This window comes from Vallitalea sediminicola (assembly GCF_054408565.1).
Genome location: NZ_BTPT01000018.1, coordinates 1 through 23,887, shown reverse-complemented (window position 1 = coordinate 23,887; position 23,887 = coordinate 1). Strand labels below are relative to the sequence as shown.

Here is a 23,887-nt window from a genome sequence, read left to right as displayed (position 1 = left end):
GCCAATAGTATCTCTATACCAAAAAGCATTTCCAATCATTGAATTTAATCATTATTCAATTGCCTCATTTCAACCCCTGTAATATTTAAAATAAAACGAAATAAAATGATTTTCTAATATTCATAGACATCGCCATTATTAAATGTAATCATTACCTTAAAACTATAGTCTGGATAATTATTATACTCTATAGGCGCACCAGTTTCTGAATGTAAAATAGTTACCATATAAGTGCCATATTCATCACCTTTTTCATCTGTAGAAATTTCGTTATACTCTATTTCAGGAATTGCTGTAGAGGCAACGTCACCTGCCGCTATCATCAAATTAATTTTGTCTCTTGCTTCTGAATTCACTATATTGTAAGTAGTAACATCTTTCAAAAAAACTTCATTATCCTCATAAAATGCTTTAACTACCACACTTTTAATCTTGAAACTTTGTTCACCAAATGTATTATTCCGTAATGTGAATGAATAATCTGTTCCTTCTTTACTGCCACTTGTACCAGCTCCCAATATACTTACTCTGTTTTCAAAGTCATTTTTTACATTATTTTGGTATGAATAAGAATTGAGCTTTTTACAGCTTCCATCAACCGATTTTTGATACATATTAAGTATATAGTTATCTTTATAGGATAACTCAACTTTGCCAGTATAATTTAAGCCATTTGTCGATACACACTCATAATCTTTTCCTGTTGTATTATTTTGTGTTGATACATTAAGATAAACTTTTGAATCTGCATCTGACTGCTTTAATGTAAACCCAACTAATGTTTTTACAATTCCTGTTTGTGTATCTACGCTGTTGTAAGTAAACTTGTAGTTAGACACAATATTTTGTTGCTCGTTTAGAATAGTCTCTACTTTATCTGATATGGTGTCGCTTAAATTATTTACTCCATTATTTATATTTGATTCCATATTAGAAACACGACTTTGCAAATATTCCATTTCTTTTTTGAACTTAATATTTTGATTTATAATCAGTACTATTACTAATATCAATCCTATAACTACAACATTGTACTTTTTATTATTTTCCATCTGTCATCGCCTTCCTTATTAACTATTTAGCACCTTAGATTGAATTAATCATGCCCTGATTAATTTATTTATAGAAATCTAATGCCATATATTATCCCTAAACTTCCCCTTGTTCCTAAAATATGTATTTTACTATTAATTTCGTATTTATTATATGTATTTCGACTAACATCAATCTTGTGCTTGACTAACGTATAATCTTCTAATACAACGATTGTATAATCAGTATTATCACTATCTCCCTCTGAATTCATATCTATCACTATACCATTTACTTGGAAATCATCCTGCTCACCATATTTATGATTATATCCAGATGATAACAAAGATATTATAATTATTAATACAATCAATGGAGTATAAAAAGAAATAATAGGAATAAGATAATTTGTCTTTGTTAAATAATCACTTTCTTCTATTTCATAATTAGCTTGCTCCTCTTTCAATTCATTCTTATTTCGGATTTTCTTAAAATCAAACTTATTATCAATTTTATTAAAATCTTTACTTTTACAATTTAATAAGCCTGTATTTATTTTTTTACCATTTCTTAAGTAAAGAAGTATTTGATAGTTGTCCATCCCTTTTCTAGTAACTATCGTTTTTTTTCCTATGACGCATTTTTTCGATATTAAGTACATTCTGCCCAGTGACGCTTTCTTTATCTTAATAAAACCATCTGATATATATATTTTATTTCCAAAATAACTTAATAAACTATTTATTGAGATTAATAGCATCAAGGATGCAAATATCAGCGTTGCATATAATCCTATAATATGAAAATTAATTTTATTATACATTAATGTATCAATAATCTCCACTAAAGGATAAATGAACATCGCCAATCCTATAATAAATAAATATATGTTTACAAAAACCCTAAATTTGGGCTTAGCATATTTAATTAAAGATTCTTCTTTATTGAAATTATTATTTGTCTCACTCATCATATACCTCGCGATTAAAAATTTTAGTTTTGACTACGAGCATAAACCAATATTTTACAACAGAATAAACCACGATTAATCAAATTTCTTATACCATATTTCTATTGTTGCTTCAATATTAAAATCAATTGCTTTATGAAAATGCTACTTTGATCCAACATGAAGCTGTGAAAAATTATGCTCATAATGGAATGTTATGGTTTTCTTGCAAGCTCCAAATCAATGGTATCATAAATCGTTATCAGTCCACCCAATTCATCTATTTCACTTTTTATTTCACTAAAAAATTTCTTTCTTTTGTCTATTTCAATAGCAATATGATCAGAGTAAGTACCTAAAAGTGTATACTTTTTTTAAAGCTTCATGCATTCCTACCCTGCTTTTATCTTTATAAGGGTGATTGGCAAAACGTGCAAAAACGCCTCCGCTTTTCAGTAAATTAAAAACTTTTATATAACCTATCTCCTCAGGTATCCAATGAAAAGCCGATGCGGAATAAATCAAATCAAGAGAATTATCTTCACACTGAAAATCCTCAAACTTAACATTTACAACATCAAATTTTTTATAGCAGGTGAATTTCTTCTTTGCATATATTGATAATTCAGCACCATATTCTACTGCAGTTAAAAAACAGCCTGTATCAAGAATAGGAAGTGAAGCTTGTCCTGTTCCGATTCCTATTTCAACGGCTTTGCTTGATGAGTTTATTTCTTTATAAGCAAAGATATCTTTATACAACTCACCCACATAAGTAGGACGCCATTTGTCATATTCTTTGTAAACTGTGTTAAATGTCCATTCAAGACCTTTGATAATTGCCATAATTGTACCCTCCTTTTTTATAATTTTAAACAACCAAATATTTATTCTATATATTAAAAGTCCATACTACGTTAGTATTAGTCCCCAGTGTAATTCTCTGAAATGATATCACTCTTTCACCTAACTTATAGTACTCCCGACGCAACTGAGCTGGACTCTCAGAATCCTTCTTCCCGGTAGCGCTCGCACCTGATGAAGAGATATGCGTAGCGTACGGGAATATTTTGTTAAGCTAAGTCGCCAAATTTTGTATTACTCATTCAGGTCACTTCTTGCAGACAAATGATAAAATACTTTATCTCCAAACTTTACTCCTAATGGTTCATCTTCATCAGTATTAATATTAAAGTCAAGTGCTACCTCATGAATACTTGGGTTAGTGACATCTTGTATAATGAGCTCCCCACCAGTTAATTCATACTCACTTATCATAGATGGAGATGCCTTAACTAACTCTCCTCCCTGATAATACTCCTCTTTTATAGGTTGCAAATATAACATATTATTTATTATAAACCATTTGCCCATATAAGCTTTAATCCTATTATCACCAAAATACTGACTATATTGAAATGTGTAAGTTCTGTCATTATTAAATTTATATACTTCCCCATATCCAGCTGCAACATAAGGTGTTTCATGCCAGAACCCAACTAAGTTTTTTTCATCACTAGTTAAATTATTGGATAAATCATTAAAGTTTTTTTCTACTTTTAGTATTAAGTCTATATTCAGCCAATCGTTATCATTCAATTTCACATTTATATCAGTAATTTCTTCGTCTGGCTCATACCAATTTTGTTCTCTAAAGAAAACATCATATTTTGAAGTATTAAATACATAACCATACTTAGCAAAAAATGCATTTCTTAATATACTTAAATCTTCCTTTGATATATTACTAATTTCCTTTAATGTAAGAGAAGAATTTAGGTCTACTTCTATATCGTTGAATACTAGCTTGTATTCTATAATATTATCTTCATTACTATTATTATCGTCAATAACTTCTATATCTACTATTTCATTTATATTATCTAGCTCAGAGTTATCTATTAAGGTATCAGTATTACTTATATTTTGTTTTTGACAACCAACCATAAATAATAACATTACCACTACTAAAATATTCTTCATAAATATATAATCCTCCTAAATGTTTGAATACAAAAATTTCGCTTGACGGTTCCATATTCCTTACATCTCAGCACCCTGAAAATAATTAGCTATATATGTAACTTTATTTTACCAGTGATTATACCCATTTTAGTATGATTGTTACCTTTTTGAATCATACTGAGGATTTGCAATCCTAACTAAATTTCCATATTCCTTTTTTAATTCTTCAAATGATTTTAATACATATATAGGTACATTAACGTGTGCAATATAATTTTCCCCATTAGGACCATACCCATTAGCATTATCTAATAATCTTGGAATTTCACCCATCAATAAGGAAATATATCTCTTTATGTCCCACATACCCCAAATATCTGACGGTTCAATAACTAATTTTTCATTTTTGACTGTAACTTTAACTTTATATGAAGCAAAATTTATTATTTTAATTTCTGAATCTTTAAGATATTTACGAAAACCAGCGTCCATTCTAAGCTGCATTGTTGAATCTTGGACAATAATAATATTTTTTGGACAAAGTTTATTTTGATTTATAACATCTAACGCATAGGTAACATTATTTCCGCAATTAGTTGAATTACGCTCTATTAAAACATTTTCAATACCATATTTTCGTCTTATATATTCACTTATAACATCTGCTTCCATTTTTCCTTCAGTTACTATCTCTGGATAAGCATTATGTACAGCTAGTCGCAAACTCTCTGTAGTATGTCCTTCTCCACCAACGATCATAAAGTTTTTTGCAATATTGTTTAGAATGGCTTTTCCAACTACGTCTAAGCCATATGGTATACTACCTCCAAATAAAATCAGTATATCCGCCTGTGAAATTTGATATTTTTCTTCTAAATCATTACTCGACAAAGTATCTAAATCTCTTTTTCCAAGGAAATCACTTAATACATTTATGTTTTTCACAATCTTATATAAATCCATTTAAAAGCCTCCATACATTAAATTCAAATAATCTTATCCCTTCATTATTTAGCTAACTATCTATCAACAACTGTTCTATATCTTATCAATAATATCATTCTTTGCCATATACAACGTTAACTCTTCTACATTTATATATCCCTTAGAATTTCGGTTAGCTTGACTTACAATAATGTTATTTATTGTTACTTCAAACCTTGATAATGGATGGCTTAACATACGATCTAAAGAGCATTTACTTGTAAGTAATGATAGCTTCTACAATAATCTCTATGATAAATATTATTATATAAGATATTATTACCTTAGAATAGTTGATAAACCAAAGTCCCTAAACTAATTACAGCTATAAGTATATTTATTGGAACAACCAATTCTCCATACATTGCAATTGGAAGTTTCAAAAACATCATCTTAACAAACGCTCCAAATATACCAATAATCATAAAGTAAATTGACATTACAATTCCTAACATTTCTCCAAAGTAATCTTCTAAAAAAATAAATAAAATGATGGCTACTATAATTGAACCAATAAAGTAAATTAGTCTTGGCAAAGCGAGTCTTTCATTCTCATTATGTATTGACTCTTCATATTCAACTGAATTAATCATTTTTTCAACTTTCCTATAACGCAAATTGAAGTCTAATATATCTAGAATGATAATCAATATTGTAGATCCAATAAGGTAGATAATTTCAGGCAAAGTATTGGGAAGTCCAAATAATAACAAAGCAATAAAGACTACTAATACCACTAGAAAAAGAATTCCGTAGATATACCACTGAATTTCCGTTCTTCTCAATTTGCTATCAATCTCATGGTTATCCTTATCTCCGAAAATATAGACTATCAGACTTCTTCGATCTTTATTCTCAAACAAATTATAGTAAGAACATAAAGCATAATACTCACCATAAGTTTGTGTAGATAGAAACAGACTTGAAAGAATCAATTGAGTTACATAAAGTAACCAAATCACAAAATCCCCTCCTTATCAGAAATATATATGTCATCTATCGTTTTATTTTCGACGTTTGCTCCGACCCACAAAGACCTTCTCAACAGATAGTGAATTTGCGTAGCGCAATTACCGACTTACCCCTTTAGTTAAGCACAATACCTTAGGTGAGGCTACTGTTATATTAAGTAATAAGCAAGTCATTAACCAGTTCTGAAAAACAATACAATCATTAATGCTATCAATATTAATTTTGGTAATATAATACTTAGAAAAGCTTTACCGTTTGAGAATTCTTGAACCTCAGATACCATACGAACTAAGTTAACAAAACACCAAATACCTATAACTATCTCTATAACAGCCAATATACAATACAATACTGTAGCAATAAAATTGCCAAGAACTAAATATTCCAAGTTATCTGCTCCACCAATAAAGGTTACTAATGCAATTGGTAATATTAACATTTCAGGTACTGAACTCCAAAGCATTGAAATTCTTAGATGCTCTAATGTAGCAACTCCCCCAAATAACTTACCAAACCATGACATAACCCAAGAAGTAAAATATACATAAATAATACCTGAGATTATCGCAAACATCGGCAGTAAAACAATAACTGACACGTCAATATCATATGCACGTTTGGCATAATTATCCATAGATTTTGTAAATCCTAGCAAATACATAAGAATCCAATAATATTTCCTACTCTCGTTCTCCAGTACGAATCTGATTGTATCTCTTGGACTCATTAAAGACTTCATAACTGGATTAAATACACCTACGTTTTCATTCTCTTCAATCATTTCATTCATAATAATCTCCTCAATCAAGTAGTAAACTATTTTACCTAACATTTCTTCTTTCCGACATTCCAGTTCCGTAGAAAGAGTAAGTCCTCTATCCTTCAAAATACGTTCCATAACGATCAGAAAATATTGTCCTCAAGTTGTTAGGCAACTCCTCCATAATCTTAACAATAGGTCTGCCATAAATGCAAAAACCTGTATAATCCTTTACTCTTGGATGATATCCTACTGCAATTTTTTATGCGTTTTGGATTTGGATAACATCTTCTTTTTTAGTTTACCTCCATTTGTTCTCTTATCCTCGAATGCTCTAAATATCATAATTTCTATTATTAAGACCAGTACTTTTCTGTACTCATTAGAACTGAATTAACGGAAAAATAAGGATACTTCAATATTTTTTTATAATTATTTCTATTAAGTCTTTTTTGTAATACATCTTCTGTAGATGTTAATGTAAATATATGTAATTTAAAATCACTTTCCAAAGTACACTTGATTATATAATGTGTATTACGTGTTATGCTCGTTTTTCACTATATTTTTTAGAAATTTGATAAGAATACAACGTTAAAACAATGCCATCTACTATAATGATAGTAATCATTAAAATAGTAGATTTAAAACCACCGATTAATGCTGATTCAAGTATTATAAGTAATCCTGATATAATTAGAGAGATTCCTCCAAATCGATTGCTTTTTGCCCACGTTACATCATTTTTCATACTCCAAACAGTACGTACACCTACAATACTGTTCATCTTACTTTTAGGTACAATATTGCCAATGACGATTAATAATACACCCACAACAATATTTGTAACTAGATTTATATCTATTGCCATATTTGTCATATTATTTTTTGTTTCAATAATTGAAGAATACATCATTGTGTAATGCATAATACCAAATAGAATTGCCATACCAATAGCTGTATAATAAATCACTTTTTCATTTTGTTGAGCTTCTTTAACCGTTTTTTCATCTTGATTTGAAGCTTGTTTTTTTCTAAAATAATTTAAAATCAATTTCCAAAACAATGTCATAACAATAATAATGACTGGAAAGATAAAATTTTCATATTTTGAACCCCATCTATTAATATTACCAATAGCATCATAGTGCATAGGAATTTTATCGTCCATAAAAGGTATAATTGCGCAAGTTACAATAGTAGGCAATAGAGTTATTATCCATAATAATTTATTTTTCATTATTTTCCCCTCCAAATTGATTTATCCAAATGATTATTTCATCAAAAACACTTGTATTCAATTCATAATAGATATAATTTTTTAGTTTATATTCCATTATCAAATCAGCATTTTTTAGAAGTTTTAAATGATATGAAAGAGCAGCGGGTGTAATATTAAATTTGTCTGCTATTTCTCCTGCTGTAAGTTTACCGTCTTTTAAGCATACAAGAATGTTTCGCCTTAATGGATCTGATAGTACTTTAAAGGTATTAGCCAAGCCCATTCAATCACCACCTATTTAAAATTTTATTTAAATAGATTATAACATTTTAAAACAAAAAATCAATAGCTATTTAAAAATATTTTTAATAAGCTATTGATTTTTTATTATATTATACTTTAGCTTTGTATTTACATGTTCTGAACTTACCCTCAATCCAAAATGTTGCTTCATTCGTGAGAAATCTTAATAAGAAGCATTTAGGATCCTCTACACCTTTTTTAAAGAAATTCCTATCACAATATTTATCAAACCCTTTTTTAATATTCATATCTTCAATTATTTCAACATTTCCTATAAGTGTAACACTATCTCCTCCAAGATGATAACATACACTTGCTTTTGTATTGTTTTGAAAATGCGTTGCTTTACCATTTATGTGAGACCTCTTTGAGGTAAAAAAGTAAACTTCAGAAAAACCGTTTGCTTCAATCTTGTTAATCGTACATATACGAGGATAACCTTTTTCATTTACAGAAGCGAGAGTTACGACATCACATTTTTCTAATAATTCTGCTGCTTTTCCCTCTAGTTCTTTAATTCTCTCCTTTTGAATTTCATAAGCTGTCTTATCCATATCATTCTCCCTTTCTTTATATAGAATAAACAAATTGCATTATATAGGATGTTAGATAACGTTCCGTCACGACGTTTCTCAACCTAAAAAAGGAGTTGCTAATACCCTACCAATATATATTTTAGTTAGCTCTTATCATATCAATTGGTATATACTGTTCATCATACAGTACCTTTGAATGATTCTCCGTTACTAATGTTTTGTTAATAAGATTACCTGTTCTATTATTTATTTCTTTTTTATATATTTCATTATTCCTGTAATATCCATCTTTTTTTTGAGTGAAATAACTATTTTGTTCTACTATATGATATGAATGTTCTAAGCTCTTTTCACTTCTTAACTCTCCACAAAGATATTCATTTGAGGCATAAGTAATTAATTGAAAAGTTTGGTCTGTATTGTTAACAAATTGGTAGTCAAGATAATTATACATGATTGACGTACCAGTTCCAAATGGAACTTGTCTTCCGTAATCTGGAAATATGTCTATTTGATTATGGTGATGGTGTTCTATAATCGTCAATGAGCTATGTAAAATCATCCAATGAATCAAGTTTGTAAATTGACACATTCCACCACCAACCCCTTTATCTGTATTTCCCGACCTTATCACTAATCCTTCTCTATATCCCCTTGATTTGGTACATTTACCTAATAATCTCCAAAACGAAAAGACTTCTTGTGGCTTGATAATGATACCATTAATTCTTGGTGCTGCTAAACCTAAATTAGTTGCTTTATTCTCTTGTAGTACCATATCTACATTCCCTAATTGTCTTCTTATTAGCGATTTGTGTTCATAGATCTTTATAGGTAATCTACGAGTTTCATATGTATTAGCATATATATGTCGATTCCTAAACCACTTTAATTTTCTTCTAAGTATTCCCTTAGTTACAGATATCTTATAAGTCAAAGGATTCAACTCACAAAATAGCTTTTTAGCCATAAACTTACCTCTTTTCTATCTAGCTTTAATTTAATATATATTCCTTAAATTTTATGAGTTTACATATAAGATAATTTCCTCTATGTTTTTCTTTTTAGTGAAATCTACAGGAACAGTATATGACGCTAACATTCCTTTTTCATCAGGCATTAATGTTTTTTTCATTTTTAACTTCCATTTTAGTAGTTTCATTAGAAGTTTATCACCTAGGTTAAGTTTTTTGTAATCAAACCCACCTCTCAAATAAAAAAATTGTAGTTTTTCCAGTTGTTCTTTCGTAAAATTATTATTTTTAATTTTTTCTATATCATCTGTTCTAGGAGGAGTAGCACCCGATGCAAAAACAACAATTCTTCTGCCTTCAAGTCTAGTCAAGTTTTTGGTTATTAGTTTTATTCCGTTTATACCGACTGCATACAATCCACCACCATAAATTATAGTATCATAAGATTCAAGTTCTTTAATAGTAACTTTAGAATATTCCAATAAGTCTGCTGCTAACTCTTCTGCAATCCATATGGCATATTTTTTAACAAAACCTGATTTAGACTTAAACACTACTATAGTTTTCATATTCACAACCTCCTAGTTTATATATATAAATAGAAAAAGCACTGTATATCTACGTCAAAAGAAGTATATAAGTTTATATAACTGTTTTTTTCCCATATTTCAAGTTATAATTGAAGTTCACACACACTAAAAATTTCTAAAAGGATGTCATTGCTATACCCTTAATTATAACTTATTTACTTAATATGATTCAATACCAAAACCAACAAATTTCTTGGTTGCTTCTTATCATATCCAAATTTATCCCTCTCAAGCAATGGGCTCAATATTTCTGCAATTAAACTCTTGAATTCATCAGAAACATAAATATTATAAAAGTATTCAACTTCTTCCCCTTCATACTCTTCTGATTCAAGTCTTCCCTCGAAAATTGACGAGAGATAATCCGACATTTTCAAATATCTTTGATAAGATTCATCGTCAACATCTTCTAGAGATTCTGGTGTAATCATTCTGATATCAGACATTCTCGAAGCATATCTAATCTTCATAGTAGTATTACAAATTCCTCTCATCATATATTGATGTTCCTTCAATGAGACTTCATCTATATCCTCTCTCTCATACATCCCTTGATAACGCTGTAACTCCCTATTTAGCAAATTCATAACCGTGTACGTTGCTTGTATATCTCGCTCTAATTGATTCTGCTCCAATTTCAACTTTTGATTATGAGCCAATATGGCAACTGTTGAAGTAACAATCAATAATGCTATACCTATCAAAATAGTAATCCTAAACTTATCTATCTTAAATGCTGTCAATTTATATGTTCCTCCTTATCTAGTATATGATTGCGCCTAACATTTTGAGTGTTTACGACGTTCACTTTAACCCACAGAGCATCACCCAAAAGAAAATGAATGTGAGGAAGCTTTATCAAATAACACTAACTCTTTCTAGCTATTAGATAAATGGAGTCTCCTTCTTCTTCCTCCTGGTATCTATTTATTTCAATGACTTTAAATTTGTTAGTAAATAAATCTGCCAAAATATCTTCTTTGTAATAAACAAATCTTAGATCATTATATACCTCAGTTCCTTCACCATACCAAAAGGTATGAAAAACCAATCCATTAGAATTTAATTTATCATATTGTCTAGTAATTGATTGAGAAAGTTCATCTGTAGTCAAATGTTGCAATACTTTATTAGAGTAGATACAATCATACTTATTAGATGTATTAATAGTTATAGCATCTAGTAAAATTAGATTGGCATTGTTGTTATGCTCTCTGTATATATCTAAAAAAACTTCTGAACTATCAGACCCTGTTACGTCATATATCTTACCCAAGCTATCTAAATCTTTACCAGGTCCCATTCCCAGTTCTAATAATGAAGCTCCCTTTTCTAGATGACTTGCCAAAACCTCTATAAGACTTCTACCACTATAGTCTCTTGACATCTCAATATATTGTAAGACATTATCTTTGTTATCATAAAATCCCATAATAAACACGATCCTTTCTTAACTTAAAACAGCCAATTTAAATTACGAATTTTTTCTCTAGTATGCATATCATTATACCACAAATCAGCTAACGGAAATATATTGTTAGCTGGCTTAATATGCTCGTTTATATTTTATCTAACGTTTAAGTAATCTAGATTCTTAATAATTCCAAGCTTTTTGCTTTCTTAAATGCAATTCTCAAAAATTCTTCTACTGTTAGATTCTCATAATCCCATTTCATAGGCTCTAATGCTGTTGCACCAGTATAAGATGTTGCTGCAATATTCTTCATAGTAATACCCCAATCAATATCACCATCATAAGGTAAACCATGCTGACCATTACTTCCATTATTATCATGTAAATGTAGTGCCATTAGTCTTTCTCCGTATTTAGATAGTAAATCAACATCTGGATAGTAGCGGTAATGATGTCCACTGTCATAGCAAAATCCAATACGTTGAGAATCAACTTGTTCTAATATGTAAGCTAAACTTGGAAGATTATGTAGGTTCTCTAATGCAACATTAACACCATTATGCTCCGCTAGTTCTGCAATCCTCTTCATGCGGTCTAATCCTAATAGATTATATAAGTTATCTTCACTAGGTAAGTGTAGAACCATTGTTGGGATGTCAAAATCTGCACAATCTTTAACACATTGGCGGTAACATCCAGCTTGTGATTCACCTTCTAGATTATCAAGCCAAAGCTTATTTGCGTTTTGAACAGGCACATGGATATTTTCAATGAAAAGTCCCATTTCGCATGCAATTTTCGGTCCATTGCGATAATCATCCTTACCAAAAATATCACGTCCAAACTCATTACTCCACCACATCATAAGACCATCAAATCCAGCCTCTTTTATTAACCTATACCGCTCATTAATAGGCATATATTTTTCAAACCAATCCCAAATTGTTATCATATAAGTCATCCCTTCAATAATTACAATTCATTATTTATCCATACCTAAATTCCTTTTCTAATTCTTTTAAAAGCGCCTTCTACTGATAAAACTCTATTATTTTTTATATCTTCAATTCCTTAGTTTAACAACTTTTTCAATTTTTATTAAATCTTCAAAGCGTATAAATCAATATTAATTGCCTACCTATATTCCCCAATTAATTTCTAAGCAACTATTTACAAACTCAATGTTTTGTATATAATTCTGAGATGTTTTTTCATTATGTTTTACGCTAATTATTGCTTTATCAGCACTAATATTTCCATTTTCATTAGTGTGCAAATATACAATACAATTACTTTCAGATACATACCAACTATTAGCATTGATATAATTCAAATTAAGTATAACATCACTTTTATAACTTAATCGTTCTAAAGGAATTATTATATTAAAACTATATTGCCCATGCTTTCCACCTTTAGTTGTATAAGTTCCAGTTTTTGAATTAACAGTACAATTCCTGTTTTCAAAAGTACAATTTGCACTTAAAGTATCTAAGGATATTTCTTCTCCATTAAGTATAACTTTCAAATGAATAGTGATACGGTCTTTTCCAAATATATAACTTTGAATTTGATAAGGATTTAAAAGGTAACAGCATATAAATGTAATTGTAATGATACTTATGATTCCTAATTTTTTATTATGTATTATTTTCATCTCTAATCATCCTTTATATTATAATATTTTACTATCACGTTGTATTATTATAAAACATGCGTTTAATCATTATAACAGATAACTAATTCAATGGATTTTGACCCCGAACGAACGGAAATACATTGTTAAGTGATGTTTCTCCCACAGCTTCTAAGCCACTCTTATTTACATACCTTCATAAAAACTTCTTATCAAGTTATTTCAATTTTTTTTTAAAGCCATATTCTTTAGAATAACCCATTGTTTCATAAAACTTATGTGCATCGGTACGTTTACTTCCAGACACAAGAATTGTATATTGACAATTATTTTTTCTTCCAAATTTCTCTTGAGCCTCCATAAGTAATTTACCTATACCCTTACCACGATAACTTGGTAAAACTGCTACATTTTCTATTACCATGAACTGTTTACAGCTTCCACATAAGTCATAGCAAACAACCCCCATTGCAGTTCCTATAACCTTTTCTCTATAACATGCTACAGCTACAAAGTAATTCGGATTATTAGAAATAACTTCGATTTGTTTTTTCATTGCTATGATATCAGAATTCTTTCCAACAAATTCAATAAAGATTTGTGATATTTCTATTACATCATTAATATCAGCTTTCCGAATTATATATTTTGAGTTAACTTGCATTTATTATTACCCCCGCACTTATTCATGATAACCATTAATAAAAAGATAGTTTATAACCTATAAATGAATACCAGCTTTTCTATTGACATTATATTAATATCCTAATAATCATAAAGCCCCTAAAGGAATACCCTTGCCCAAACGAATGGAAATACATTATTAGATTAAGTTATTATCTCAACCTTAGAAAGAGGCGCTCATGCCCTGTCAAGGGCTAATGTGCCGACTGTCGCGACACGCTTAGGTTTAGGAATGTGTGAGGATTGACTCATTCAGCTCCAAAGTATATCCCTAAATCTTTTATATACTTAATTATACTCATTTTACGAATAATTAAATACTATTTAAATAGTGTTCCTGAAGTGCTATGCTTACTACCATCATTTTCCGTAAATTCAGCGTAAAATCTCATTTCACGATATGCACTTTTATAAAACCTAATCAACACCTGAGTGGCAACATCATCATATAATTTTATTCCTAGATTATCAGCAATGTACTTTTGATTATTTAAAACATCAATGGAATCCTTTTTCATTGATGTGACAAGTTCCTCAAAGTTCTTCTTTGAAAACTCAGAAAGTATGGAGATGTTTACATACATGTCTTTTCTGACATAGTCTTGCCAATATGGGCAGTTTATTACAAACTCGAAAAATTCATTAATATTATCAGCTATTCTACCTACTTGTCCTTCACTTCCCCAAAAACCTACGGAACCATCCTCTAAAAGAATATATTCGCCACCACCACCTTCTTTGGCGAACGTTTTTCCAGTAATATTATATTCTAAATGTCCATCTTCATCTTCGGGTTTTTGAAAATCATCTAAAATTTCAACATCACAAACTCTTTCAAGACACTCTGATAACTTCTTATTTGCCTTTAAAATACTTAACATATGTTCCAACCTTTCAATTCGTATTATATAATCTTCATAATACACTACTGTGAGTCTACGAACGGCTAATGCAACGCGAGAGTTACCATACTTGGTTTAGGCGGTGTGATATGCGGTCAGTGTCCACGCTTATTTTATATTTGAATACTTTTCTGTAGTCGTCACAATTATACCATTACAGAACGAACGGAAATATATTGTTATCTGTAGTACTCTCGGAAACTTAGTCAACTTATATAAGATTATATTATATTTTTCAGTGTTTTTATATCTATTGTTTTCTCAACTTGATTCATACCTTCATCATCTATAAAGCCTCGCAATATAATGGTTCCATTTTCATTCCATCGTATTGGTATTATATCATCGTCTGTACTAAATATTCCTTCTAAGTCATTAGAGTCACATACTTTTTTGAATGGTAACTCCATTGGATTAGTTATATTGAAAAATTCAGTACCGTATGGCGAAGCCCAATAACAGCCATCAACTGCAAGCAAATCATTATGTTTACAGTAATGTATATCAGTCCATATAAAAGTTTCTTGGCTATTATTAAAACTTTCTACTGGTATATAATGATTCACATTATAATTTGATAAATCCATTATACTATATCCATATAAGTCTATCGAAAAAAATAAATATGAATTACCATTAGAGTGCTTTATATCCGAAAAGAAATCAACACTATAATCTATGTTCTTAATTTCATTTACTATTTTTTGCTTACTATTAATAATTTCAGTTCTCGATGCACGTACATTATAATCTAAAGTACCATGACTAAAATCAGAGTAATAATATGTTATTAAAGTATGTTTACCATCGTCTACTATTCTTGTTCTGACCTCTTTATCTTGATACTTCATATCAAATACATAGTCCATCTTTCTTCTATATTCCTTATATTCTTCTGAATAAGCTATATTTCTACTCTTCATAACATCCACCTTCTGAATAATTTATTAAAATTCACCGTTCAAGTAGCAAATATTACAGCTAATGGTCTTATTGACTACTTGTAATTATTACAGATAATTTGAATCTTCAAAATATGTTTTATTATCACATATCCTTCCGATTCCTATTAGCCTACCATCAATATCTTTAATAACAAATTCATATGTACCATATTCTGTTTTTTGGGGTTTTTTCATAATTTTTACGTCTTTAGATAAATATTCCTGATATAACAAGTCTACACCTTCTATAGTTTCTGGATATATATGCTGTTCGTATATAGATGCGCATCCTCCATTAGCTCCCAATTATCGTCATAAACATAAAATGTGTAGAAATAATCTTTATTTCCAACCTCATCTGAATTAACTGTATATTCATTATTATTAAAACATATGGTATCTATCTCAATTTCGCTTGATATTTCCTTTGTCTCCACCACTTTAGAAATTTGCCCCAATTCATCCGACCAAGCAAGCTGATTAATATCTAGTTCACTTTCAATAGAAACAATATATGTCCAGTTACCCTCTTTGTCAATTAGACTATATTCTGTCATGTGATTGCTCGCTCAATGCTACCACCAGACTTATAATATCCATATTCATTCAATGTGGAATCGCTTCTAGCCCAAGTCTCGTAATAATAACAAAGAGATAGTTTCTCCTCGATATACTTTACAATATAAACAAGAGCACTATTGTCATCCTCATCATAAATATCCACACCATTGAAACGAAGAACCAATTCTTTCACTCCATCCATACCACAATCTATATAGCTGTAATCTATAGATTCAATTTTCTTATTTGTAGAATTTTCAAAATAATACGCAGTAACTATGTCTAATACTTCCGAAAGTGTATATTCACTTCCCTCTTTGTATAGAGTTCCCTTAAAATAGTCTTTTGGCATAAAGCGGTCAAAAGATACCTTTGTTTCATTTTTCATGAATTTCTCGTAGGCTTGCAAAGAAAGTTCTTCTTGAGTAAGTATTGGATCTACTATAATATCAGAAGGCGATGGCATTGAAGTAGTTAAATTTTTAGGATCATCAACACTTTTTAATTTTTCACATCCACTAATCAATAACAATAACCCTATTATTAAAATAGTAATTAACAATTTATTCTTTTTCACTTTATTATTTCCTCCTCTGTATGCCTTTTGATTATTTTATAATAATTGTATATAAAATAATGGGAAGTTCAGTTCACTGTAGAGTACATTGTCAAATCACTTGTCCGATGAAATCAAATTCATCATCTTGTTTACGACATTTCTAAAGCTTCTAAGGAGGTACTCATGCCCTGCCAAGGGCTAATGTGCCAACTATCCCGACGGGCTTAGGTTGAGAAATTTGTGAGGACGATCTATAAGGAATACCTCTTGGCGACCCGTAAGAACTCCCCTACCCGAACGAACGCAAACACTTTGTTAGGTGTAGTTGCCAACGGACTATTAGATTATTTTATTGTACTAATGACTACTTTTAAATATAATTGCCTTCAATCATATCATCCACAGTAGGAGCTATTTTCTTACCAGTTAATTCTAACTTAGTCCATGAAATCAATTCAAATAATTGGCGCTTTTTGTAATATAATAAGGTTTCATACTGTACCTTTGAAATTCTTTCTCCATGAGAAGATAAATTTCTTACCCAAAAGGAATACCTATACCTCACCCGAACGAACAGAAATACATTGTTATAAGATGTTACCTCACTCAGCATCGGACCACATCCCAAGTTGTTTAGTATTAAGAAAGTATTAATATACTATATCTTAAATAAATTATTAGTTTTACTAGAATATTCAAATCTTAGAATAGCTCCTTTTGCTTCAGGGTTCCACCCCTGTTCAATAGCTTGAGATATAATCTCCTTTACATCCCTTGGTGTTATAGGCCTTAAATTTAAGTTTTCCACATGAGGAAACTCTAACCAAAATTTATGTGTTTCAGAATCTAAATTAACTATAATTTTACTACCCTCATTATAACTTTTTTCACATACTAAAATCAGAAAATGATTTTCGTTACTTATTTTCCAATTATATGATTTACCGTTAATCATAATTTTTCGTAACCCTTTTTTACTCATCATTAAAATCACCTATCCAGTTGTTTATTTATTATTACAATTTAGTATTGTTATTATATAATTATGTCATATGTACTAAAACATTTTGTTCCTATTAATCAGTTTTAATCATTTGTTTAAACATGAGCTTATAATAAATATAAGTTTAAATACTATTGTTTCTATATCTTTAAATACCAAAAAAAATAACCTGAAATGAGTGAGATAATGTCTTCATAACGTTCCGTATTTCCGACGTCCCAGCGCCTTAGAGGGAGTCGCTCATGCCCTGAATAAGGGCTAATGCAACGACGTCGCGACGCGCTTAGGTGGTGTGGGATGTGTTAGGGCTTACCCAAAAGGAATACCCTTCACGAACGAATGGAAATACATTGTTAGGTGAAGTAAACTACGGAAGTAGCCACTAATCATTTAAGATTTTACATAATTTTAAGGATTCGTACATTTTTAAATCTGATCTATTATCCTTCAATTCAACACCTTTAATTCCATTAAAATCGATTCTTACAGCATCTGATAAATCGAACAATACTGCTCCAATTGGATAAAATGAAGATAATAAAGACTGATTGTAATATCCATCATATAATAACTCATTATCAACATACACCATAAATTTATCCCTAGAGTTAGTATCAAATATTGAGCTACCACCAATTTTAATATCTTTATCAATATTTTTCTGTTGGCTTATAAAGTCATCTTTAAAAACTATAGTATGAGTACTCCAATCATAATAATTTATATCATTTCCTGTAAATAATGGCTCTTTACTGACTATATACTCATCCGAAAATGCTTCTTTTTCTACTGCATTATAAAAACTCAATACTAGATTTGTTAACCTTATTATCTTTACTACCACAACTGACTATAATACATACTTGTAATAAAATCACCAATAACGAGATTATTTTTTTCATTATATACTTCTCTTTTTAAGATACATAAATATTTAATTAAACTAGTAGTTTATTTTACCGGTTCCGTATTTTCGACGTTCCAGCACCTTATAAGGAGTTGCTCATGCCCTGTTAAGGGCTAGCACCGACTGTCGCGACGCGCTTAGGTGGTGGGATGTGTATAGGGCATAACCCCCAGAGAAATACCCCGCCCAAACGAATGGAAATACATTGTTATGTGATGTTGTCACACTCTCTACAACATATTGTTAATCTCAATTAGTCAGTAAGTGTTAAACCACATCCTGGACAATACTTTTCATTTACATCAACCTTCGTTCCACATCCTGGACAAAATTCATATTTATTTAATTCTTTATTGCTTTCATTTATAGCATTATATAATGCTATTTCTTCAATCTTAACTCCATCAACTTCTATAACTTGTAAATTGTTAGAATTAATCCAAATAATATCTCCTTTAGAATCACAAACTGCTATAGTTGCGATTGTACCTTCTTCTTCATGCGGAATTAAGTTACCACCAAAAAAACTTGGTCGTACTGCTTTATATGCTCCAAATCCAGTTCCTAACAATACATATTTTTTATGTGTTACTTTATCTCTAACAATAACTCCCACTTTTCTCATTCCTTTTATAATGAATTATAATAATATTCTTAATCTATGTTCATCTCGCTGTACTCTCCACAAAATAACATCAATTTCAATTTAGTAATATATCTTCGATATTCTTGAAGAAAACCCTAGTATTACTGATATTAGCTTCTTCACCATCTATTATTATCTTAGCAACATCATCTGAATATACTACTCCAGAACCTACCCATCCTTCTTCATGTCGGTACCAACCGTAATGCATACCAACAGGAATCACTGAATTCTCACACGACATCTCACCATTGAAGTCGACAACTTCATAACCTAATCTCCCTGCCTCCAGAAGAACATTGCATACATTCCCAAAAGAATTGTTATAAATAATGATATACTTATCCTCCGCTACTGGAGATTCATACAAAACATCATTAATCGAAAAAGTACCATCACTAGCATTCTTGTCTCTTGAAGCAACTTCAAGTGGAGACAGATTGGAACGGTGTACACTAAACCCTATCCCTAAGATAATGGCAAATCCCAATGCTAATGAAATATATAACTTCCTCAAAATCATCACACCCTCTCAAATACTCAAAAAAACAAGCAGATAATGTCTCATAACGGTCCCGTATTTCCTACGTTCCAACACCTTAGGTGTGAGGGCTTACCCTAGAGAAACACCCTTCCCGAACGAATGGAAATACATTGTTATATGATGGTAACAGCGGAAACTGCCAATACCAAAAATATAAAGCAATTATATTATACTTTCCCAGTCTCTTTTATTATATAAAACTCTAATAACACTAACTAATAAGTCTTTATCCGAACATATATAAAAAATTATATAATTACCAACTATAATCCTTCTGATACCTTTTAAAGATAATTCCTTATCCTTTATTAATGCATTTCGTTTCGGCATATCAGCTAAACTTTGAATCGCTATCTCCATTTTTTTAACAAGTTTCTTTGCTGCTTCGTCATCTAAAAGAGTTTCGGAAATATACTCTGATATTTCCATTATGTCTTTGATTGCTTTCTCAGTAATTACAACTCTATAATTATCCATCTCTAAATTCCTTTTCTAATTCTTCTAAAAGCATCTTCTACTGACAAAACTCTATTGTTTTTAATATCCTCAATTCCTTCGTTTAACAACTTTTTCAATTCAAATTTGCCGACTAAACGCTCATAAGTTTCTATACTTAAAACAGCTAAATCTCCTTTGCCATTTTTAGTTATATATACTGGTTCTGAATTATCATGACAAAAACTTGATATCTCATTATACTTATTTCTTAGATCAGAACTTGGTCTTATTGTTGGCATTATATGCACCTCCTATAATATCATATGCATATTCTATCATAATTACGATATCTATTCAACAATAGTGTAGCCAATAAAATAGTTCTTTTTTTAATTAGATATCACTTTCATATAACGTTTAGTATTTCCGTCCCTGAACCGGACCCGCTTTCATTTCTTTCAAAAACTCTCTAATTGCATTTTCATATTCATTGTTATTCTCAATATACAGCAAATGCTTTCCATCTATAATATTATATTTTGCATTTGGAAATAGAAAGTTTTCATAATGCCTACAGCCAATAGCATAGTCTTTATTCCCTACTATAACAAGAACTGGTACATCTATTATTTCTGTTATTTCGTAATAACACTTATTATACCCTTTATTGGTAAATGCTTGATTTCCCATTGATCTATTAAAATCATCTACTTCACTAAATAAGTTATTTACTCTTTTATAACTCTCATAACTAATATATTGAAGTTTATAAAATATATCTTTCTCCAATAGTTCTGTTATAGTCTTATTCCATTTATCCAACACCTCATAAGAGTCATCTAATTCATAATCATTTCCTAGTGATAATAACCTTCTCCCATGATATATTTGACTTTTAAAAGAATCCTCCATGTACAGAGTACAGCTTAATAAAATAAGACCATCTACATGTTCCTTATATTTTTCAACATAGTTAATTGCTATAATTCCACCAAAAGAATGTGCTATAACTATCCAACTTTCTATACCTAAGTTAGTTCTAACTTCTTCAATATCTCTTATTATTCGATTAATGGAGTAATCAGTATCATTCTCCCCCTCAGATCTACCACATCCTCTTTGATCAAAATAGATGAAGTCAATAGAGTCTTGTAGGCACCTACCACCATATACCTCGTAATCATAACTCCAACTTCCTGGTCCTCCATGAATAAAAATACATGGTTTACCTTTTCCCTCTCGCTTTACATACAGCTTAACGCCATCAGTCATTTCTATGTACATTTTAACAGCCTCCAATTATGTTTTTTAATTTTTTACCCAACATCTACTCCCAAACAATCATGTGGTATAGTTTTATATAACGGTTCTTGTTCACGACGTTTCAACACCTTAGAAGTAGTTGCTCATGCCCTGATTAAGGGCTAATGCGATGACTGTCGCGACGCGCTTAGGTGGTTGGATGTGTGAGGGCTACCCCTAGAGGAATACCACCCCGAACGAACGGAAATACATTGTTAACTGAAGTAATTACGGAAACCCTGCAATACTCTCTATTGAATAACAATTTTAGACATTCGTTTTGTTAACGAAACTAAATACCTTATTCATTACACATGATCTTTGAAATTGTTGATTAACTTCTCCAATTACTTTAAAAAGTATATGAGTTGCATTAATTACTTCATCAACAAATTCATCTAAGTTTATACTTATTGGCCCCCATATCAATTCAACTTCATTAAAGAATTCTTTATTTGTTATTACATACCCACCTTTTAAATGGTTATTCATCTCTACCGTATACAATTTTCTAATCTCTGATAAAAGAATTATGTTACCTTGTTTTTGTATTAAAAGCCAAGTAACACTATTCTCAACGTATTTAATGAAAAATGAATCATACTTATTTAGATTTTCAACCACATAAATTAAACTATTTAAATGAACATCAATAAGCTGAGAATCCTCAAAATTAGAAAAAATCAATTTATCTGGAAGGTAATATGGATAACCTTCACCCTCTACACTCATACAATAATTCCCATAAATTGATGTGAATTCTCTCTCAAACTCCTCTAAATTCATTACTTTCATTTCGTTTAGATCTTCATCAAATACTTTGAATTTTATATTAAACATAATACACCCTCTATACTAGTAATTATTTCAGTTAACGGTTCTGTATTTCCGACGTTCCAGCACCTTAGAAGGAGTTGCTCATGCCCTGAATAAGGGCTAATGCAATGACTGTCGCAACACGCTTAGGTGGTTGAATGTGTGAGGGCTGACCCCATAGGATTGATCCTACCCGAACGAATGTAAATATATTGTTAGTTGATGTTGTACTGGCCCTTTAAAAACAGTCCCAATGAAGGTGCCAATCTTTTGTTTTCTTAGATTTTAGAATATATAAACTCCCATTATCTGCTACCATAAATTTAGGTTTTTCTTCAGATGAGATCTGAAAAATATACTCATACTCATTAGAGGGTGTTGACTGAATATATGCACCATAACCACCTATTTTTGTCTTCTCACTTGAACCGTAGTCATTAAAAAATTTCTTTGTCAGTTCATCTGTCTCATTTATTTCTGTCATATCAAGGTATTCCCAAGACTCTTCCCAACATGGAAACTCTGGATTTTCTTTTTGAATCCAAACTATTGGAAATGTTTTATAAGCATTAGCTTCATCGGGTGTTTTTGTAACTTTTAATTCTGAAATACTGCTATATTCTTTTATAAGCCAACCCTCTCCGTTTTTAGCCTCAAACTTTGTTGGTAACGAAGAATTATTAAGAAAAACTTGAATTAGCTGGGTTTCACCAAAAAAATCAGCCCCATTTGGAACATCCGGTACATAAATCTGAATAATCGGAAGCATGTAGCCATCATCATCTTTAGGCCAATCTTCACCCAATTCAGTTAAAAAATTGCCTCCAAACCAACTCTTCATATCCTCAGTTGGCCTAAATCCTCCGATTTTAGCAATACTTGGAATTCTGCCAAATGAGTTAAGCTTATCCCATATATTCATAAAATTCCCCTTTCGAATTAAATAAGTACAATGTTAGCTAACGTTACGTGTTCCTGACGTTTCTCAGTCTTAGAAGCACTCGCTCATGCTCTGATTAAGTGTTAATGCGTGCGCCATCCCGACGGGCTTAGGCTAAGAAATGTGCAACAGCTTGCCACTCATCTCAAATTCCCGCCCACTCTAGTATATCATTATCCTCATTATACCATAACAGAGCGAACAGGAACATTTTGTTAGCTGATGTTGTGGACGGACACTGCCAATACGAATACTTAAGTCAATTTTTAACATACTATTTTACAACAGCTCTAAAAGGTAAATG

Annotated in this window: 32 protein-coding genes; all 32 read right to left on the bottom strand. The window is 30.5% G+C overall.

Going from position 1 to position 23,887, the window contains the following annotated elements; genetic code table 11:
- Positions 1–113: 113 nt before the first annotated feature.
- The 32 genes from ACX6CF_RS08070 to ACX6CF_RS07915 all read right to left on the bottom strand — a co-directional run bounded on the left by ACX6CF_RS08070 (position 114) and on the right by ACX6CF_RS07915 (position 23,565).
- Positions 114–1,052 (bottom strand): hypothetical protein, encoded by a 939-nt coding sequence (locus ACX6CF_RS08070; protein ID WP_458784808.1) that lies wholly within the window; start codon positions 1,050–1,052, stop codon positions 114–116.
- A gap of 68 nt (positions 1,053–1,120) precedes the next feature.
- Positions 1,121–2,002: a hypothetical protein gene (locus ACX6CF_RS08065; RefSeq protein WP_458784807.1), complete on the bottom strand. Its 882-nt coding sequence runs from the start codon at positions 2,000–2,002 to the stop codon at positions 1,121–1,123.
- Positions 2,003–2,323: 321 nt separating this feature from the next.
- Complete coding sequence (locus tag ACX6CF_RS08060) at positions 2,324–2,827, bottom strand: class I SAM-dependent methyltransferase (RefSeq protein WP_458784806.1); 504 nt, start codon at positions 2,825–2,827, stop codon at positions 2,324–2,326.
- Between the two features lie 252 nt (positions 2,828–3,079).
- Complete coding sequence (locus tag ACX6CF_RS08055; RefSeq protein ID WP_458784805.1) at positions 3,080–3,964, bottom strand: YARHG domain-containing protein; 885 nt, start codon at positions 3,962–3,964, stop codon at positions 3,080–3,082.
- A 141-nt stretch (positions 3,965–4,105) separates the two neighbouring features.
- A complete protein-coding gene (locus ACX6CF_RS08050; RefSeq protein ID WP_458784804.1) occupies positions 4,106–4,909 on the bottom strand; it encodes a YdcF family protein in 804 nt (267 codons plus the stop codon).
- Positions 4,910–5,214: 305 nt separating this feature from the next.
- Positions 5,215–5,892: a hypothetical protein gene (locus ACX6CF_RS08045; RefSeq protein ID WP_458784803.1), complete on the bottom strand. Its 678-nt coding sequence runs from the start codon at positions 5,890–5,892 to the stop codon at positions 5,215–5,217.
- A 182-nt stretch (positions 5,893–6,074) separates the two neighbouring features.
- Positions 6,075–6,692 (bottom strand): YIP1 family protein, encoded by a 618-nt coding sequence (locus tag ACX6CF_RS08040; RefSeq protein WP_458784802.1) that lies wholly within the window; start codon positions 6,690–6,692, stop codon positions 6,075–6,077.
- Between the two features lie 514 nt (positions 6,693–7,206).
- A complete protein-coding gene (locus ACX6CF_RS08035) occupies positions 7,207–7,902 on the bottom strand; it encodes an SdpI family protein (RefSeq protein ID WP_458784801.1) in 696 nt (231 codons plus the stop codon).
- A complete protein-coding gene (locus ACX6CF_RS08030) occupies positions 7,892–8,167 on the bottom strand; it encodes an autorepressor SdpR family transcription factor (protein WP_458784800.1) in 276 nt (91 codons plus the stop codon). Before ACX6CF_RS08030 ends, ACX6CF_RS08035 begins: the two co-directional genes overlap by 11 nt.
- A gap of 109 nt (positions 8,168–8,276) precedes the next feature.
- Positions 8,277–8,741, bottom strand: coding sequence for a pyridoxamine 5'-phosphate oxidase family protein (locus ACX6CF_RS08025; protein ID WP_458784799.1), 465 nt, complete (start codon positions 8,739–8,741; stop codon positions 8,277–8,279).
- Between the two features lie 121 nt (positions 8,742–8,862).
- The gene (locus ACX6CF_RS08020) at positions 8,863–9,693 is read right to left on the bottom strand and encodes a VanW family protein (protein ID WP_458784798.1); all 831 of its coding nucleotides are present in this window, start codon (positions 9,691–9,693) and stop codon (positions 8,863–8,865) included.
- 51 nt (positions 9,694–9,744) lie between these two features.
- Positions 9,745–10,266 (bottom strand): flavodoxin domain-containing protein, encoded by a 522-nt coding sequence (locus tag ACX6CF_RS08015; RefSeq protein ID WP_458784797.1) that lies wholly within the window; start codon positions 10,264–10,266, stop codon positions 9,745–9,747.
- A 176-nt stretch (positions 10,267–10,442) separates the two neighbouring features.
- A complete protein-coding gene (locus ACX6CF_RS08010) occupies positions 10,443–11,030 on the bottom strand; it encodes a hypothetical protein (protein ID WP_458784796.1) in 588 nt (195 codons plus the stop codon).
- Between the two features lie 125 nt (positions 11,031–11,155).
- Complete coding sequence (locus ACX6CF_RS08005; RefSeq protein WP_458784795.1) at positions 11,156–11,719, bottom strand: class I SAM-dependent methyltransferase; 564 nt, start codon at positions 11,717–11,719, stop codon at positions 11,156–11,158.
- 154 nt (positions 11,720–11,873) lie between these two features.
- Complete coding sequence (locus tag ACX6CF_RS08000; protein ID WP_458784794.1) at positions 11,874–12,653, bottom strand: sugar phosphate isomerase/epimerase family protein; 780 nt, start codon at positions 12,651–12,653, stop codon at positions 11,874–11,876.
- A gap of 186 nt (positions 12,654–12,839) precedes the next feature.
- Entirely contained in the window at positions 12,840–13,358 is a 519-nt protein-coding gene (locus ACX6CF_RS07995) for a hypothetical protein (protein ID WP_458784793.1), read from the bottom strand.
- Positions 13,359–13,554: 196 nt separating this feature from the next.
- Positions 13,555–14,001, bottom strand: a complete 447-nt coding sequence (locus tag ACX6CF_RS07990; protein WP_458784792.1) for a GNAT family N-acetyltransferase — start codon at positions 13,999–14,001, stop codon at positions 13,555–13,557.
- A 340-nt stretch (positions 14,002–14,341) separates the two neighbouring features.
- A complete protein-coding gene (locus ACX6CF_RS07985; protein ID WP_458784791.1) occupies positions 14,342–14,902 on the bottom strand; it encodes a hypothetical protein in 561 nt (186 codons plus the stop codon).
- 242 nt (positions 14,903–15,144) lie between these two features.
- The gene (locus ACX6CF_RS07980) at positions 15,145–15,846 is read right to left on the bottom strand and encodes a hypothetical protein (protein ID WP_458784790.1); all 702 of its coding nucleotides are present in this window, start codon (positions 15,844–15,846) and stop codon (positions 15,145–15,147) included.
- Positions 15,847–15,933: 87 nt separating this feature from the next.
- Entirely contained in the window at positions 15,934–16,062 is a 129-nt protein-coding gene (locus ACX6CF_RS07975) for a hypothetical protein (protein ID WP_458784789.1), read from the bottom strand.
- A gap of 50 nt (positions 16,063–16,112) precedes the next feature.
- Positions 16,113–16,424 carry a hypothetical protein gene (locus tag ACX6CF_RS07970; RefSeq protein WP_458784788.1) on the bottom strand — a complete coding sequence of 104 codons (312 nt, stop codon included), beginning with the start codon at positions 16,422–16,424 and terminating at the stop codon, positions 16,113–16,115.
- Positions 16,421–17,005: a hypothetical protein gene (locus tag ACX6CF_RS07965; RefSeq protein WP_458784787.1), complete on the bottom strand. Its 585-nt coding sequence runs from the start codon at positions 17,003–17,005 to the stop codon at positions 16,421–16,423. The genes ACX6CF_RS07970 and ACX6CF_RS07965 overlap by 4 nt, the downstream gene beginning before the upstream one ends.
- 352 nt (positions 17,006–17,357) lie before the next feature.
- Positions 17,358–17,600: a hypothetical protein gene (locus ACX6CF_RS07960; protein ID WP_458784786.1), complete on the bottom strand. Its 243-nt coding sequence runs from the start codon at positions 17,598–17,600 to the stop codon at positions 17,358–17,360.
- Positions 17,601–17,645: 45 nt separating this feature from the next.
- Entirely contained in the window at positions 17,646–17,972 is a 327-nt protein-coding gene (locus ACX6CF_RS07955; RefSeq protein WP_458784785.1) for a hypothetical protein, read from the bottom strand.
- Positions 17,973–18,372: 400 nt separating this feature from the next.
- Entirely contained in the window at positions 18,373–18,798 is a 426-nt protein-coding gene (locus tag ACX6CF_RS07950; protein ID WP_458784784.1) for a hypothetical protein, read from the bottom strand.
- Positions 18,799–19,150: 352 nt separating this feature from the next.
- The gene (locus ACX6CF_RS07945) at positions 19,151–19,513 is read right to left on the bottom strand and encodes a hypothetical protein (RefSeq protein ID WP_458784783.1); all 363 of its coding nucleotides are present in this window, start codon (positions 19,511–19,513) and stop codon (positions 19,151–19,153) included.
- 85 nt (positions 19,514–19,598) lie between these two features.
- The gene (locus tag ACX6CF_RS07940) at positions 19,599–20,060 is read right to left on the bottom strand and encodes a hypothetical protein (protein WP_458784782.1); all 462 of its coding nucleotides are present in this window, start codon (positions 20,058–20,060) and stop codon (positions 19,599–19,601) included.
- Positions 20,061–20,249: 189 nt separating this feature from the next.
- Positions 20,250–20,564 carry a type II toxin-antitoxin system RelE/ParE family toxin gene (locus ACX6CF_RS07935; protein ID WP_458784781.1) on the bottom strand — a complete coding sequence of 105 codons (315 nt, stop codon included), beginning with the start codon at positions 20,562–20,564 and terminating at the stop codon, positions 20,250–20,252.
- A gap of 2 nt (positions 20,565–20,566) precedes the next feature.
- Complete coding sequence (locus ACX6CF_RS07930; protein WP_458784780.1) at positions 20,567–20,824, bottom strand: type II toxin-antitoxin system Phd/YefM family antitoxin; 258 nt, start codon at positions 20,822–20,824, stop codon at positions 20,567–20,569.
- Positions 20,825–20,942: 118 nt separating this feature from the next.
- Positions 20,943–21,809, bottom strand: a complete 867-nt coding sequence (locus ACX6CF_RS07925; RefSeq protein WP_458784779.1) for an alpha/beta fold hydrolase — start codon at positions 21,807–21,809, stop codon at positions 20,943–20,945.
- Between the two features lie 285 nt (positions 21,810–22,094).
- Positions 22,095–22,667: a hypothetical protein gene (locus ACX6CF_RS07920; RefSeq protein WP_458784778.1), complete on the bottom strand. Its 573-nt coding sequence runs from the start codon at positions 22,665–22,667 to the stop codon at positions 22,095–22,097.
- A gap of 214 nt (positions 22,668–22,881) precedes the next feature.
- Positions 22,882–23,565, bottom strand: coding sequence for a DUF1963 domain-containing protein (locus ACX6CF_RS07915; RefSeq protein WP_458784777.1), 684 nt, complete (start codon positions 23,563–23,565; stop codon positions 22,882–22,884).
- Positions 23,566–23,887: the final 322 nt, after the last annotated feature.